15 protein-coding genes are annotated in these 13,657 nt (G+C 72.1%); 8 read left to right on the top strand and 7 right to left on the bottom strand.

The window, feature by feature from the left end; genetic code table 11:
• Positions 1-48: 48 nt before the first annotated feature.
• The gene (locus tag ACLJPL_RS19295) at positions 49-1,194 is read right to left on the bottom strand and encodes a cystathionine gamma-synthase (protein WP_411082055.1); all 1,146 of its coding nucleotides are present in this window, start codon (positions 1,192-1,194) and stop codon (positions 49-51) included.
• A gap of 174 nt (positions 1,195-1,368) precedes the next feature.
• Between ACLJPL_RS19295 and ACLJPL_RS19290 the strand changes: the two genes are divergently transcribed.
• Entirely contained in the window at positions 1,369-2,472 is a 1,104-nt protein-coding gene (locus tag ACLJPL_RS19290) for a hypothetical protein (protein ID WP_411082054.1), read from the top strand.
• A 119-nt stretch (positions 2,473-2,591) separates the two neighbouring features.
• Here ACLJPL_RS19290 and ACLJPL_RS19285 read toward each other — a convergent pair whose 3' ends face one another.
• Positions 2,592-3,731, bottom strand: coding sequence for an MFS transporter (locus ACLJPL_RS19285; protein ID WP_411082151.1), 1,140 nt, complete (start codon positions 3,729-3,731; stop codon positions 2,592-2,594).
• 266 nt (positions 3,732-3,997) lie between these two features.
• Between ACLJPL_RS19285 and ACLJPL_RS19280 the strand changes: the two genes are divergently transcribed.
• The 6 genes from ACLJPL_RS19280 (at position 3,998) to ACLJPL_RS19255 (ending at position 7,996) form a co-directional block, all read left to right on the top strand.
• A complete protein-coding gene (locus tag ACLJPL_RS19280) occupies positions 3,998-4,897 on the top strand; it encodes a LysR family transcriptional regulator (RefSeq protein ID WP_411082053.1) in 900 nt (299 codons plus the stop codon).
• A gap of 192 nt (positions 4,898-5,089) precedes the next feature.
• Positions 5,090-5,758: a peptide-methionine (S)-S-oxide reductase MsrA gene (gene msrA, locus ACLJPL_RS19275; protein ID WP_411082052.1), complete on the top strand. Its 669-nt coding sequence runs from the start codon at positions 5,090-5,092 to the stop codon at positions 5,756-5,758.
• Positions 5,759-5,884: 126 nt separating this feature from the next.
• Positions 5,885-6,118, top strand: a complete 234-nt coding sequence (locus ACLJPL_RS19270) for a hypothetical protein (protein WP_411082051.1) — start codon at positions 5,885-5,887, stop codon at positions 6,116-6,118.
• A complete protein-coding gene (locus tag ACLJPL_RS19265; RefSeq protein ID WP_411082050.1) occupies positions 6,105-6,614 on the top strand; it encodes a DUF6879 family protein in 510 nt (169 codons plus the stop codon). The genes ACLJPL_RS19270 and ACLJPL_RS19265 overlap by 14 nt, the downstream gene beginning before the upstream one ends.
• A complete protein-coding gene (locus ACLJPL_RS19260) occupies positions 6,596-7,444 on the top strand; it encodes a helix-turn-helix domain-containing protein (protein WP_411082150.1) in 849 nt (282 codons plus the stop codon). The genes ACLJPL_RS19265 and ACLJPL_RS19260 overlap by 19 nt, the downstream gene beginning before the upstream one ends.
• 120 nt (positions 7,445-7,564) lie before the next feature.
• Positions 7,565-7,996, top strand: coding sequence for a VOC family protein (locus ACLJPL_RS19255; protein WP_411082049.1), 432 nt, complete (start codon positions 7,565-7,567; stop codon positions 7,994-7,996).
• A 117-nt stretch (positions 7,997-8,113) separates the two neighbouring features.
• Here the strand turns inward: ACLJPL_RS19255 and ACLJPL_RS19250 are convergent, their stop codons facing one another.
• A complete protein-coding gene (locus tag ACLJPL_RS19250) occupies positions 8,114-8,830 on the bottom strand; it encodes a TetR/AcrR family transcriptional regulator (protein WP_411082048.1) in 717 nt (238 codons plus the stop codon).
• A gap of 119 nt (positions 8,831-8,949) precedes the next feature.
• Between ACLJPL_RS19250 and ACLJPL_RS19245 the strand changes: the two genes are divergently transcribed.
• Complete coding sequence (locus ACLJPL_RS19245) at positions 8,950-9,936, top strand: alpha/beta fold hydrolase (RefSeq protein WP_411082047.1); 987 nt, start codon at positions 8,950-8,952, stop codon at positions 9,934-9,936.
• 346 nt (positions 9,937-10,282) lie between these two features.
• Here ACLJPL_RS19245 and ACLJPL_RS19240 read toward each other — a convergent pair whose 3' ends face one another.
• From ACLJPL_RS19240 to gdhA, 4 genes are all read right to left on the bottom strand, one after another.
• Positions 10,283-10,741, bottom strand: coding sequence for a helix-turn-helix domain-containing protein (locus ACLJPL_RS19240; RefSeq protein WP_411082046.1), 459 nt, complete (start codon positions 10,739-10,741; stop codon positions 10,283-10,285).
• Between the two features lie 105 nt (positions 10,742-10,846).
• Complete coding sequence (locus ACLJPL_RS19235) at positions 10,847-11,401, bottom strand: hypothetical protein (RefSeq protein ID WP_411082045.1); 555 nt, start codon at positions 11,399-11,401, stop codon at positions 10,847-10,849.
• 165 nt (positions 11,402-11,566) lie between these two features.
• Complete coding sequence (locus tag ACLJPL_RS19230; RefSeq protein WP_411082044.1) at positions 11,567-11,926, bottom strand: hypothetical protein; 360 nt, start codon at positions 11,924-11,926, stop codon at positions 11,567-11,569.
• A gap of 211 nt (positions 11,927-12,137) precedes the next feature.
• Positions 12,138-13,532, bottom strand: coding sequence for an NADP-specific glutamate dehydrogenase (gene gdhA, locus ACLJPL_RS19225; RefSeq protein WP_411082043.1), 1,395 nt, complete (start codon positions 13,530-13,532; stop codon positions 12,138-12,140).
• Positions 13,533-13,657: the final 125 nt, after the last annotated feature.

Here is a 13,657-nt window from a genome sequence, read left to right as displayed (position 1 = left end):
GTACCACGGGGCTTCTACGTACTGCGGGGCTTCGTGCTGCGTACGGGATCAGCCCAGGGCCTGGGTGAGGTCGGCGAGCAGGTCGTCGCCGTTCTCGATGCCCACGGAGAGCCGGACCAGGTCGCCGGGGACCTCCAGCAGGGAGCCCGCGACGGAGGCGTGCGTCATCCGGCCGGGGTGCTCGATCAGCGACTCGACGCCGCCGAGGGACTCGCCGAGCGTGAAGAGCTTCGCCCGGTTGCAGACCTCGACCGCCGCCTCCTCGCCGCCCGCGACGCGGAAGGAGACCATCCCGCCGAACGCCTTCATCTGCTTGGCGGCGACCTCGTGGCCGGGATGCTCGGGGAGCCCCGGGTACAGGACCTGGGAGACCTTGGGGTGCCGGGTCAGCAGGTCGGCGACCTTGGTGGCGTTCTCGGTGTGCCGGTCCATGCGGACGGCCAGGGTCTTGATGCCGCGCAGCACGAGCCAGGCGTCGAAGGGGCCGGAGACCGCGCCCATGGCGTTCTGGTGGTACGCCAGGTCCTCGGCGAGCTCCGGGTCGCTGACGACGAGCGCGCCGCCGACGACGTCGGAGTGGCCGCCCATGTACTTGGTGGTGGAGTGCACGATGACGTCCGCGCCGAGCGCGAGGGGCTGCTGGAGGTAGGGCGAGGCGAAGGTGTTGTCGACGACGAGGCGGGCCCCGGCCTGCCGGGCGACCTGGGCGAGCGCGGCGATGTCGGTGATGTTGAGCAGCGGGTTGGAGGGGGTCTCCACCCAGATCGCCTTCGTACGCGGGGTGATCGCCTCCCGTACGGCCGCCACGTCCGAGGTGTCGGCGACCGAGAACTCCACGCCCCACCGCGCGGCGACCTTCGCGAACAGGCGGAACGTGCCGCCGTAGGCGTCGTTCGGGATGACCACGTGGTCGCCGGGCGTCAGCAGCGTACGGAGGAGGCAGTCCTCGGCGGCGAGGCCGGAGGCGAAGGCCAGACCCCGGCGGCCGCCTTCCAGGGCCGCCAGGTTCTCCTCCAGGGCGGTGCGGGTCGGGTTGGCGCTGCGGCTGTACTCGTAGCCGCCGCGCAGCCCGCCCACGCCGTCCTGCTTGTACGTGGACACCTGGTAGATGGGCGGAACAACCGCGCCGGTGAGGGGGTCGGCGGTGTTCCCCGCGTGGATCGCGAGAGTCTCGAAGCTGTGCTGGTCGCTCATGGGCACCGAGCGTAGTTCGTCAAGAGGGCCCTTGACGTCAAGAGGGTCCTTGACGTGGAGAGGATCCGGACGTGGACAGGGCCCTTGACGTGGACAGGGTCCTTGACGTCGAGAAGGCCCTTGGCGTCGAGAGGGCCCTTACCGGCCACCGGGCGCTCCGGGGACAATGGAGCCATGGAGATTCTGTTGTTCCTGCTCGCGATGTGCATGCTCGCCGCGATCGTCGGGCCGATCGTGATGCGCCGCCGGGGCGGTATCCGTCAGGTCGCCCCGGGTTCGCCCGACGCCGCCGACCCCGATACGTACGGCTTCGCACGTCAGGAGGAGCTGGACGTCCGGATGCCGGGCCCGGACCAGGACCTCCTGGACGTGCTCGACGTCGTCCAGGCCACCCAGGACTGGCGGGCCGCCGCCCAGCTGCTCGCCGGTACGCCGAAGGAGGGCGAGGTGCGCTGGCAGCGGGTGCAGGCGTTCGCGGGCGCGGCCTCGCTGGAGCTGGCGCAGCAGCCGGGCAAGGGCGGCTCGTGGCTGCGCGCCTGGCGTGCGGAGGCCCCCAAGGACGCGGGCGGGGCGGCGGTGCACGCGGAGTTCCTGGTGCAGCAGGCGTGGCGCTCCTCCGCCGCCGGGACCGACGACTTCCGGATCATCCTGGAGGAGGCCCGTACGGTCTGCGGGGAGGCGGCCCTGCTCGCCCCGGGCGACCCGGTGCCGTACATCGTGGAGCTGGCGGTGGCCCGGGGCCTCACCTACACCCCCGAGCAGTTCGACCAGCTCTGGGCGAGGATCATCGACCGGGCCCCGGCCCACATGGGCGCGCACATCGCGGCGCTGCACTTCCACTGCGAGAAGTGGCACGGCTCCCGCAAGGACGCCGACGCCTTCGCCACGGCCGCCGCCGCCCGCGCCCCGCAGGGTTCGCTGCTGGCCGCGCTGCCGCTGTTCGCGGTGTACGAGCACCTGCCGGAGGTCAACCTCGTGCAGGGCTTCTACCGCAGCCAGGTGGTGGTGAAGGCGGTCGAGGGCGCGATGTTCGCGGTCCACGCGGCCCGGCCGGACGACCCGATGCTCGCCCACGTACGCCATCTGCTGGTGCTGTTCCTGGTGCACATGGAGCGCTGGTCGGAGGCGATGCACCAGCTGGTCCTCATCGACGGCCATGTGGGCGCGCTGCCGTGGACGACGGACCCGGACCCGGCCGCGCAGTACACGGTCTACCGGGCGCTGGCGGTCGCGGGGTATGAGGCGAACGGCGGCAGCCCGGCGACGCTGCCGCACTGACGTACGGGGGGGCGCTGCCGCACTGACGTACGGGGGCGGGGCTTGGGTGGTCACGTAAGCGGGCGCGGGGGGCCCGGGAGGTCACTTCGGAGGGCGTACGGGCGCGGGGGCCCAGGGGGTCACTTCGGAGGGCGTACGGGCGCGGGGGCCGGGCCGGCCGCCGTGGTCACCAGCGCGCCCACCGCGAGCGCTCCGCCCACCCACATCACCGCCGTGACGCCCACGCCGTCCGCCGCGAGCCCGCCCACCAGCGCGCCCAGGGCGATGGCGCCGTTGAACACCCCGGCGAACAGCGAGGAGGCCGCCTCGCGGGCGTCCGGGGCCGCGAGCAGGAGCCAGGTCTGCGTGGCCACCGAGACGCCTCCGTAGCTCAGGCCCCAGACCGCCATCAGCACGGCCGCGAGGGCCGGGGACCCGCCCAGCCACGGCAGCGCGAGCACGGTGGCGGCCAGGACCGAGCTGATCACCAGGAGCGTCCTGCGCGGCGAGCGGGCCGCCCCGGCCCCGGCCAGGAAGTTCCCGGCCACGCCGGCGATCCCGTACGCCAGGAGCAGCGTGCCGATCATGCCCGCGCCGACGCCGGAGACGTCCTCCAGCACCGGCCTGACATAGGTGTACGCGGCGAAGTGACCGGTCACCACGAAGCCGACGACGACGAGGCCCGTACGCACCCGGGCGTCGCCGAACAGGCCCAGGACGCCGCCCGGCGGAACCGCGCGCTCCGTGGGCAGCGGCGGCAGCAGGACCGCCATCGCGACCAGCACCACCACACCGAGCCCGGCCGCCGCGAGGAACGCCGTACGCCAACCGGTCAGCGCCCCGAGGTACGTTCCGGCCGGGACGCCCAGCACGGACGCCACGGCGATGCCGCTGAAGACCAGCGAGGTGGCGGAGCCGACCGATCGCGCGGGCACCAGCCGCACCGCGAGCCCCGCCGCGACGGCCCAGACGCCGCCCATGCCGACGCCGACCAGGACGCGGGCGACGACCATGACCGCGAAGTTCGGGGCCCAGGCCGCGCCCGCATTGCCGATCACCAGCACGGCGAGCAGGACGCAGAGCACCGTCCGCCGGTCGGCCCTGCCCAGCTTCGGGACGAGCACCGGGGCCGAGACGGCCGCGACCAGGCCGGTGATCGTCAGCGTGAGACCGGCCACGCCCTCGGAGACCTGGAGGGACTGACCCATCGGGGTCAGCAGCCCCACGGGCAGCATCTCGGACGTGACGACCGTGAACGTGCCGAGCGCGAGGGCGACCACCCCCGACCAGGCCCTGAGCGGGGTGGGAGAGGGGTTCGGGTCTGCGTCCGAGTCTGTGTTCGGGTCTGGGTTCGGGCCTGGGTTCGTGTTCGTGGATTCCTCGACCTGCGTCATGTCCCCAGCCAACAGAGCGCGGTTCGCGGGAACAACGGCCGATCTCTCATCCTTCTATGAGCTGGACTCATGGACGGCGAGGGACGGGCGCTGACGGCTGACGGCTGACGGCTGACGGCTGACGGCTGACGGCTGACGGGGGAGGAAACGCGATGAGCAGTCTGGACGCTCGTGAGCTGGAGGCGTTTCTCGCGCTGGCCGAGGAACTGCACTTCGGTCGGGCGGGGGAACGCCTGTACGTGTCGCAGAGCCGCGTCAGCCAGCTCCTGCGGTCCCTGGAGAGCCGGATCGGCGCGCGGCTCGTCGAGCGCACCAGCCGCCGGGTCCGGCTCACCCCGCTCGGCGAGCAGCTCCTCGCGGGACTGCGCCCCGCCTTCGACGCCATCGTGGAGACGATCGACGAGGTCCGGGAGGTCGCGCGCGGCGTCGGGGGGCTGCTCCGCATCGGCTTCCAGGGCACGGTCAACGACCAGGTCATGAACGCCATCGCGCTCTTCCGGAGCAGGTATCCCGACTGCGCCACGGAGATCGTGGAAATACCCTTCTCCGATCCGTTCGGCCCGCTGCACCGGAGGGAGGTCGACACGGCGGTGGTGCTGACGCCCGTCCAGGAGGACGAGCTGGTGCAGGGCCATGTCTTCTCCCGGCAGCAGCAGTCGCTGGCCGTGTCCACCCGGCACCCGTTCGCGAAGCGCGGCGGTCTCGACGTCGAGGAACTGGCCGCCTGCCCACTCATCGGCGTCCACGGCGCGGCCCCGGAGTACTGGCGGCGCGCTCAGGCCCCGGTCGCCACCCCCGGAGGCCGCCCCATCCCCGCCGGCCCCGCGGTGAACACCCTCCAGGAGGGCCTGGCCCTGGTCCGGGCGGGGCGCGGCGCGATGCTCCTGTGCCACCCCACCGCCGACTACTACGGCCACCGCGCGGTCGCGTTCGTCCCCGTCACCGGCCTCCAGCACTCCGTCCTGGCCCTCGTGTGGCACCGCAGCCACGAAACCGCCCGCATCCGCGCCTTCTCCGAGGCCCTCGCGGCCGCCGCCGAGGCCGCCGGATAGCCGCCGCCGGAACCGCCGGACAGCCGCGCCGAGGCCGCCGGACAGCCGCCGCCGGAACCGCCGGACAGTCGCGCCGGGGCCGCCGGACAGCCGCGCGACGAGTCGCCACCGCCCGTCCGCCTCCGGGTCCGGAATCCCGGCGACCGCTCCGTTGTTGTACGCGACGAACCCGAGTACCGAGGAGCCCTTCGCATGTTCCTGAACCGCCGCACCCCCGAGCTCCCCACCCCGGAGCAGGCCCTGCGCGGCCGCCCCGTCCCCGAATTCACCGTCCCCTCCCGCCACACGGTCCTCGGCAACCCCCTGGTGGGTCCGTACCCGGAGGGCCTGGAGACAGCGGACTTCGCGCTCGGCTGTTTCTGGGGCGCGGAGCGGAAGTTCTGGCAGACGGAGGGCGTCTGGACGACACTGGTCGGCTACCAGGGCGGCTACACGGAGAACCCCACGTACGAGGAAGCCTGCTCGGGCCTGACCGGCCACACGGAGGCCGTCCGCGTCGTCTTCGACCCGGCGGTCGTCTCGTACGAGGAGCTGCTGAAGCTGTTCTGGGAGTCCCACAACCCGACCCAGGGCTTCCGCCAGGGCAACGACGTGGGCACCCAGTACCGCTCCGCGATCTACACCCACTCCCCCGCGCAGGCAGCGGCGGCGGACGCCTCCCGCGAGGCGTACCAGAAGGTCCTGACGGCCTCCGGCCACAAGGAGATCACCACGGAGATCCTCCCGGCGGAGGGCCGCCCGTTCTGGCCGGCGGAGGCGTACCACCAGCAGTACCTGGACAAGAACCCGGGCGGTTACTGCGGAATCGGCGGTACGGGGGTGTCCTGCCCGATCGGCGTGGCGCCGACAACGGGCGGCTAGGGGCTTTCCATCGACGCTCAGCCGGGCCCTCTCCGCAGTAGGGCCGGCGCTCCGGACCTTTCCTGTTCTGGAAAGGCTCGGCACTTGACCTCGCCGTGACCGGGTCGGGAGCATCGAAGACGACAGATGCTCACCGACGAGTGGGGGCCGAGAGTGCTGAGAAAGTTGTCCGGTGACCAAGACTGCAAGAACGGAACATGCCCCACGTTATGGGTCACGGAAGACGGCACGTACTACGTGGTCCAGGGGTTTGTCATCACCGACCCGGAGAGACTGGCCCAACTCGCTCTGCCCGAGGGTGAGACCGCCGTCGTGATCCCTGCGGCCGTCCTGGAGGAGTATTTCCGTGCTCAGCGGTGAAGAGTTCGGCCTGCTCTTCCAGTCGTTCGAACGGGCTGCCTTCCGGCTGGAGACGCTTGCCGTCTACGACATCGAGGATGAGCGAGAGGAAGTCGAACGGTTCCTCGCGGGCCGGGACATGGGCCCTGGGTGGGACGACAACCCGTGGGTGCGGTCGATGACCGACAAGGGCAAGGAAGTGTCCCGCGTCCACGTCCTCCGCTCACCTCTGACCGACTACCTGCGGTACGAACTGGCCGCGTATCCCGGCAATATCTCAGCCGGGGAGTCCATCGGCATCATCGACCTGGTGGAGCAGACGGTACCCGGCCTGCCTGATCACGACTTCTGGCTGTTCGACGACCGGACCGTGTACCGGATGCACTACACACCCGAGGGCGCGTTCATCGGTGCCGAACTCCTCCCCGACCACAGACTCGCCGAGTATCAGGGTCATCGGGACCGCGCCTTGACCGCGGCGGTGCCGTTCGCGGATTACTGGGAGCGGCACCACTGACCGCCGACTCGATCGGGAAAGCCCTGCGGGCACTGCGCGACGCATCCGGACTCACGGGTGACTCCGTGGCCCGCAGGGCTTCCATGTCTGCCGGGAAGCTGTCGAAAATCGAGACCGGCAAGGTGCGACCGACCGTCCAGGACGTCGGCCTCGTCCTCGCCGCCATAGGCGTGAGCCAAGAGGTCAAGGAAGAGTTCCTGGCGGCGGCCCGCGCTGAAGCCACCGAGGCCACCGCATGGCGCCTGCTGCGCCGCATGGGCCCGTGGAAGCATCAGAAGACCATCCGGGCCATCGAGGCCGGCACCACCACACTCAGGCTCTTCCAGGGCCAGCTCGTCCCCGGCCTCCTCCAGACACCCGAGTACGCCTCTGCCATCTTTTCTCTGCCTCCGGCTCTGCCTGAGGAGACCAGGGCCATGACCTTGGCGGCCCGCCTCGAACGGCAATCCGTCCTCTACGAGTCGGGCCGGGCTTTCCGCTTTCTGATCTGCGAGCACGTACTCCGGTGGCGTATCAGCGCTCCCCTGGTCATGTCGCTCCAACTGGACCGGCTCGTGTCCGTGTCCCATCTGCCCAACGTCTCGCTGGGTATCGTGCCCTCCGACCGCAGGATGCCCGACTTCCCCATGACCTGCTTCAGCCTCCACGACGACCGGCTCGTCATCGTGGAAACGTTCCATTCCGAGGTCACCACCCGCGATCCGAAGGACGTGGAGATGTACCTCGACACCTTCGAGCGATTCGCCGCCGTGGCGGTCTACGGGGATGCCATGAGAGCCACGATCGAGGGCATCCGGGACGGATTCCTGCCCCGACAGGGAAGGTCCTGACCTGCCTGTCGGCATGGCTTCGGTGGAGAGCTGACGGGCCTTGCCTCCGGTGGAACGGCGATCGGAGCGATGGAGAAGACCCGGATGCCGGTGGGCGGTGCGCGCCACTACGGTGGCCTGATGGCATCGATCAAGCAGTTCCAAGTCACCTTCGACTGCGCGGAGCCGGAGCGTGTCGCCCGTTTCTGGTGCGAGGTGTTGGGTTACGTCATCACGCCGCCGAAGGGGTTCGCCTCATGGGCCGACTTCGATCGCGCGCAGCCGCCCGAGGACCGGGGGACCTGGTCGGCGTGCACCGATCCCTCGGGGGTGGGACCGCGCCTGTTCTTCCAGCGGGTTCCGGAGGGCAAGGTCGTCAAGAACCGGGTGCATCTCGACGTACGGGCCGGGGCCGGGCTCGCGGGCGAGGAGCGCCTCGCCGCACTGGAGGCCGAGTGCGCGCGCCTGGTCGTGCTCGGTGCGGTACGGGTGGGGCTCCTGCCCGCCGATGACGAGAACCAGGTGTGCATCGTGATGCAGGACATCGAAGGCAACGAGTTCTGCCTCGACTGAGCCGCGCAATCGGCCGGGACACGCGCCGTTCGATGACGCGTGCCGTTCGATGACGCGCGCCGTCACCGCGACGCCGAGTGCCGTTCGACGACGCGTGCGCGCCCCGGCCCCGACCGGCTAGCCGAGCATCGCCGGAAGCAGCCGGCGCAGCAGCCGTTCGAACAGCGCGTCCCGCTCGGCCGGGCCCGCCGAGGGTGGTGGGCCCGCCGTCGCGAGGGCGGCAAGCAGGTGCGGGTGGCGGCCCTGTGCGGCCACCGCGGCGAGGTGGGCCGCCCGGGCGGGCGGGTCGTCGGAGCCGGGGGCGCCGTCGCCCGAGGCGGTGCTCTCGCGGCGGGCGAAAAGGGTGGCGAGGCCGCCGAGGAGCCCGATGGTCTCCAGTTTCTGCCGGCTCGTTCCGGGCGCGGGGGCCAGGACCGCCAGGGCATGGTCGAGGTAGTCGATCGCGCACGGGCCCAGCACCTCGCCCCGCCGGTCGTTCAGGTCGGCCAGCCACGGATGCCGGGCGTGCGCGGCCTTCGACTGGAGGGCCAGGCCCACGAGGTCGCCCAGCCAGTCGCCGCTGGGGGCCGCGGAGAGGTCGAGTTCGCCCGCGACCGCGTCGGCCATGAGGTCCAGCAGCTCGTCACGGCTCCCCACATAGCGGTAGAGCGAGGCGGGCCCGGTGCCCAGCCGCTGAGCGAGCGCCCGCATCGACACGGCCGCCAGCCCTTCGGCGTCGGCCAGGGCGACGGCGGCCTCGGTGATCTGGTGGCGGCTGCGTTCGGGCGCGGGGCCGCGCGCACCGCGCTCGGGCCGTGACCACACGGTCGTCGGCCGGGTCTCGCGTTCGGCCACTGCCCACCGCCTTTCTCGTCGTCCGGGTCCTGACCGGCCCGCCGGCTGGCTGTAGTCTAATACTGCGAACACTGATCGCAGTATTACCCCGCCCGCCACCGCAATCGAAGGAGCCCGCCATGACCTGGACCGAACGCCGCTTCGCCCGCAACGGCACGGTCGAGCTGGCCCACGACCGGCTCCGGGGCGGCGGGGACGGCGAACCGCTGCTGCTGGTGATGGGGCTGGCGGTCTCCCGGCACTGGTGGCCGCAGGGGCTGTGCGCGGCCTTCTCCGACGCCGGGTTCGCCGTCGCCCGCTACGACCAGCGGGACGCGGGCGAGTCCACCCGGCTGCCGAGGAGCGCCCCGGCCGACCGCACCGGCAAGCGCGGCGAGGGAACCGGAGGCGGCCGGGACGGCAACCCGTTCGCCGCCCTGGCCGCCCGGCGCGGAGCCGCTTACACCGCCGAGGACATGGCCGACGACGCCGTCGCCGTCCTGGACGCGCTCGGCTGGGAGTCGGCGCACCTCTTCGGGCACTCGCTCGGCGGGGTCGTCGCCCAGCGCGTCGCGCTCCGTCACCCCGACCGGGTGCGCACGCTCACCTCGTCCGCCGCGCTGCCGAGCGACGTCGGCGGGCTCGGCGCGTTCCGCCACCTGCGCCTGCCCACCCTCGCCAAGTTCGCCCGCGTCAAACCGGCCCGGGACCGGGAGGGCCGGATCGCGGCGGGGCTCGCGGTGGCGCGGCTCTGCGCGTCGCCGGGCTACCCGTTCGACGAGGCGGAGGCGCTGGAGCGGATCACCGCCGACGTGGACACCGGCATCGCGGACCCGGACGCCCAGTCCCGCCAGATCGGCGCGCGCTGGAGCGGGCCGCCCCTGGCCGGACTACGCGTTCCGGCACTGGTGTTGCACGGTACGGGCGACCCGCTGCTCAAGCCCTCCGCGGGCCGGGCCACCGCCGCGGCGATCCCCGGAGCCCGTCTCGTACTCCAGCCGGGCGTCGGCCATGACATCCCGCGCGAGCGCCACACGGCGGTCGCCGCCGAGGTGCGGGCGCTCGCGGACCGGGCGAGCTCCGCGAGCACCCGCAACGGGCCGGCGGATGCGCCCCCTACTGCTTGACGAAGTCCAGCGGGTCCGCCGTGAACTCCTCCTCGACAGCGCCGTCCCGGCCGTTCGGGGCGCGCCCGGGTAGACCTTGAGCGTGGCGGTCGGGAGGAGCTGGACCGACTTGTGGGCGGCGGCGGCGATGGGAACGATCTGGTCGTCGTCGCCGTGGGCCACCAGGACGGGGACGCCGATGCGCCCGGTGCCGTGCCGGCCGAGGTGGCGGACCACCTCGCCGCGAGGTCGTGGGCGTACGCCGAACTGCTGCGGGCGTCCGGGCGCCCCGATCCGGAATCCGCCGTCAGGCAGCACGCGGGGCCTTCGGCGAAGGCCCCGCCCCCCGAACCCTCCGAACCCCGATTCAGGCGGCGAGCAGCACACCGCCCATCGGGCCCGCCTGACCTGCCTGACCTGCCTGACGAGCGGAATGCCCCGCACGGCCCGCACCGGCGACCCGGGAGCGCGCCCCGGACAGGCTGATCAACGTGCCCCGGGTCAGCCCGAGGACGTCGGCGAGACTCAGACCGAGCGCTTGGGCCGCCGCCGCCAGCACCTCGGAGGATGCCTCCTTGCGGCCGCGTTCCACCTCGGAGAGGTACGCCATCGAGATGCGCGCGGTGTCGGCCACGTCCTTCAACGTCCGCCCCTGGGAAAGGCGTTCGCGGCGCAGTACGTCTCCGACGAGGTCGCGCCAGAGCGGTTCCCTGGCCGGAGCGAGGTCGGGTGCGGACGCGGGTGAGGGCGCGGGCGAGGGTGCGGATGGAGCCGGGAACGGGCGGAGGGGGATGGCGCGGGCCTGGTTCGTCGCTCGTATGCTCATCGCTCCACCCTAGGAGAACCGCTCCCGGCCGGCAGCGCCTCGGGCGCGGCGCCCGGCACCGCTGAGCGCGCACGGCCCGCGCGAGCACCGGCTCGAACCGGTCGCCTACAGCCCCTCATCGGGGCGGGCGCTGAGCCACGCGGCCTCGAACTCCTGCCGACCGATCTCCATGCCCACGAGATCGGGGTCGAAGAGGTCCACGACGGGCGGGTTGAACGGCCAGTCGTCCGGGCCGCTGCTGAGGCCGGAACCGTCCGGGGTCAACTCGACCTGACGCAGCCTGCGGCCGTCCGACCCGACCTCCATCAGGTAGATCGTCTGATCGTCGTCGTCCTCGTAGTCCCAGCGACGCCGCAGCCACAGAAGCTCCCGGTCGGCGAACGCGCCGAACCCCTCGCGACCGCGCTGAGCCTCGCGCTTGGCCCACAGCTCGTCCAGCCCTGCGGGCATGACCGCCGCGTCGACCTCGACTTCGTCCAGCTCCCACGTCTCGGCCCGCTCGACCGTCTCCGGGCTGTCGACGACCTCCACGTCGGAGAACCGTTCGCGCACCTCGCGAACCGAACGCGCGTGGACCCACCACCACGAGCCGCCCATCCCGTAGTCGTGCAGAACGAGGAAGCGCGACAAGGGCGAAGCTGTTGGATCAGAATCGGTCACGGGCCAACGATACGGGGCACGTTTCGCGCACCCGACACGACGAACTCGCCGGGCAAAGGGGCAGCCGGCGAGCGGAGTCGGGATGCAGCGCTCTCCGAGAGGCCCGGCCGGTGAGCACCGGCCGGACCCTCATCGCGTACGGAGTGAATCCCGGCGCGGGCGCGATCAGTGGTCGGAGTAGCTGAAGTCGCCCATGGTCCAGGCGCTGACGTCCTCGATCGCCACGCGGTACATCCCGCCCGTCTCCGGAATCCCCACCGCACCCTGGAGAATCCGCGCCACGTGGAAATGCAGATGCGTGGGCGGCCCCTCCGTGCGCGTCGTGGCGGTGAAGGCGGCGGCGAAGTCGCTCAGGCTGGCGGAGTCCGCCAGCACCTCCGACACCCGCTGCCTCCAGACGACTTCGGGAGCCAGCCGGCCCGTGACGACAGCGCCGCCGGCGACCACGGTCAGAGACATCTGATTGCTGTGCCCGGACTCCACCAACGCGGCGACGTCCACGAGCAACTCGTCAGGCTTCGACATGAAAGTCGATTCTAGTCACCGGCTCCGATCGTCGGCCGCCCCGGCCGCCCCGGTTGCCCAGCCGTCCGGGGCGGCAGTGCTCCAGGCACTCGCCCCGGGCGGCGGCACGGGGGCGGCACCGGCCCGGCGAAACCCCCGCCCGGGCCGACACCGCGTACCGCGTACCGCACGCCGCACACAGCCACGGCACACCGCACACCGCACACCGCGATCAGATCAGCCCCTGCGCCAGCATCGCGTCCGCCACCAGCTCGAAGCCCGCGATGTTCGCGCCCACCACGTAGTTGCCGGGGCTGCCGTAGCGCTCGGCGGTGGTGTAGCAGGAGTCGTGGATGTGGCGCATGATCTCGGCGAGGCGCTCCTCGGTGTGGGAGAAGGTCCAGGAGTCGCGCGACGCGTTCTGCTGCATCTCCAGGGCGCTCGTCGCCACCCCGCCCGCGTTGGCCGCCTTTCCGGGGGCGAAGGCGACGCCCGCGTCCTGGAGGACCCGGACCGCGTCCGGGGTGGTGGGCATGTTGGCGCCCTCCGCGACCGCCTTGACCCCGTTGCGTACGAGTTCGAGCGCGTCGGCCTCGTGGAGCTCGTTCTGCGTGGCGCAGGGCAGGGCCACGTCCACGGGGACCGACCACACCCCCGTACCGGGGACGAACCGGGCGTGCGTGCCGCGCCGTTCGGCGTACTCGGAGACCCGGCCGCGGCCCGCCTCCTTGATCTCCTTGAGGAGGGCGAGGTCGATGCCCTTCTCGTCGACGACGTAACCGCCGGAGTCCGAGCAGGTCACCACGGTCGCGCCGAGCTGCTGGGCCTTCTCTATGGCGTAGATCGCCACGTTCCCGGAGCCGGAGACCGCGATGGTCTGGCCCTCCAGCGACTCGCCCCGGCTGCGCAGCATCTCGGCGGTGAACAGGACGCAGCCGTAGCCGGTGGCCTCCGTACGGGCCTGGGCGCCGCCCCAGCCGAGGCCCTTTCCGGTGAGGACGCCGGACTCGTAGCGGTTGGTGATCCGCTTGTACTGGCCGAAGAGGTAGCCGATCTCCCGGCCGCCCACGCCGATGTCACCGGCGGGAACGTCGGTGTACTCGCCCAGGTGGCGGTGGAGCTCGGTCATGAACGACTGGCAGAACCGCATGATCTCGGCGTCGGAGCGGCCCTTGGGGTCGAAGTCCGCGCCGCCCTTGCCGCCGCCGATGGGCATGCCGGTCAGGGCGTTCTTGAAGATCTGCTCGAAGCCGAGGAACTTCACGATGCCGAGGTTGACCGAGGGGTGGAAGCGCAGGCCGCCCTTGTAGGGGCCGAGCGAGCTGGAGAACTCGACCCGGAAGCCGCGGTTGACGTGGATGTCGCCGGAGTCGTCCGCCCACGGCACCCGGAAGATGAGCTGCCGCTCGGGCTCGCAGATCCGCTCGATGATGCGGGCGTCGACGAACTCGGGGCGCTGCGTCAGCACGGGGCCGAGCGTCTCCAGGACCTCGCGGACCGCCTGGTGGAACTCCTTCTCGCCCTGGTTGCGCCGCAGGATCTCGGCGTACAGCGGCTCGATGACCCGGTTCGCGGCGTCGTGGCCCACGGCGTGGGGCGTGCGGGCGGGGTCGGGGGTGACCGGCATCTGATCAAGACCTTCCGTGGTCGGCTCGTGCGCGTCGACGCCCCCGTCCCGGGGGGCGCCGCCGGTCCGCCTCCCCGCCGGAGCCCTGCGGAATCCCCTCGGGAAGCCGCGCGGCCTTCGCCCGG

The sequence above is a fragment of the Streptomyces sp. cmx-18-6 genome (assembly GCF_046548915.1).
Lineage (GTDB): Bacteria > Actinomycetota > Actinomycetes > Streptomycetales > Streptomycetaceae > Streptomyces.
The sequence above is the reverse complement of the archived record's forward strand: the minus strand, read 5'-3'. Positions and strand labels throughout refer to the sequence as shown.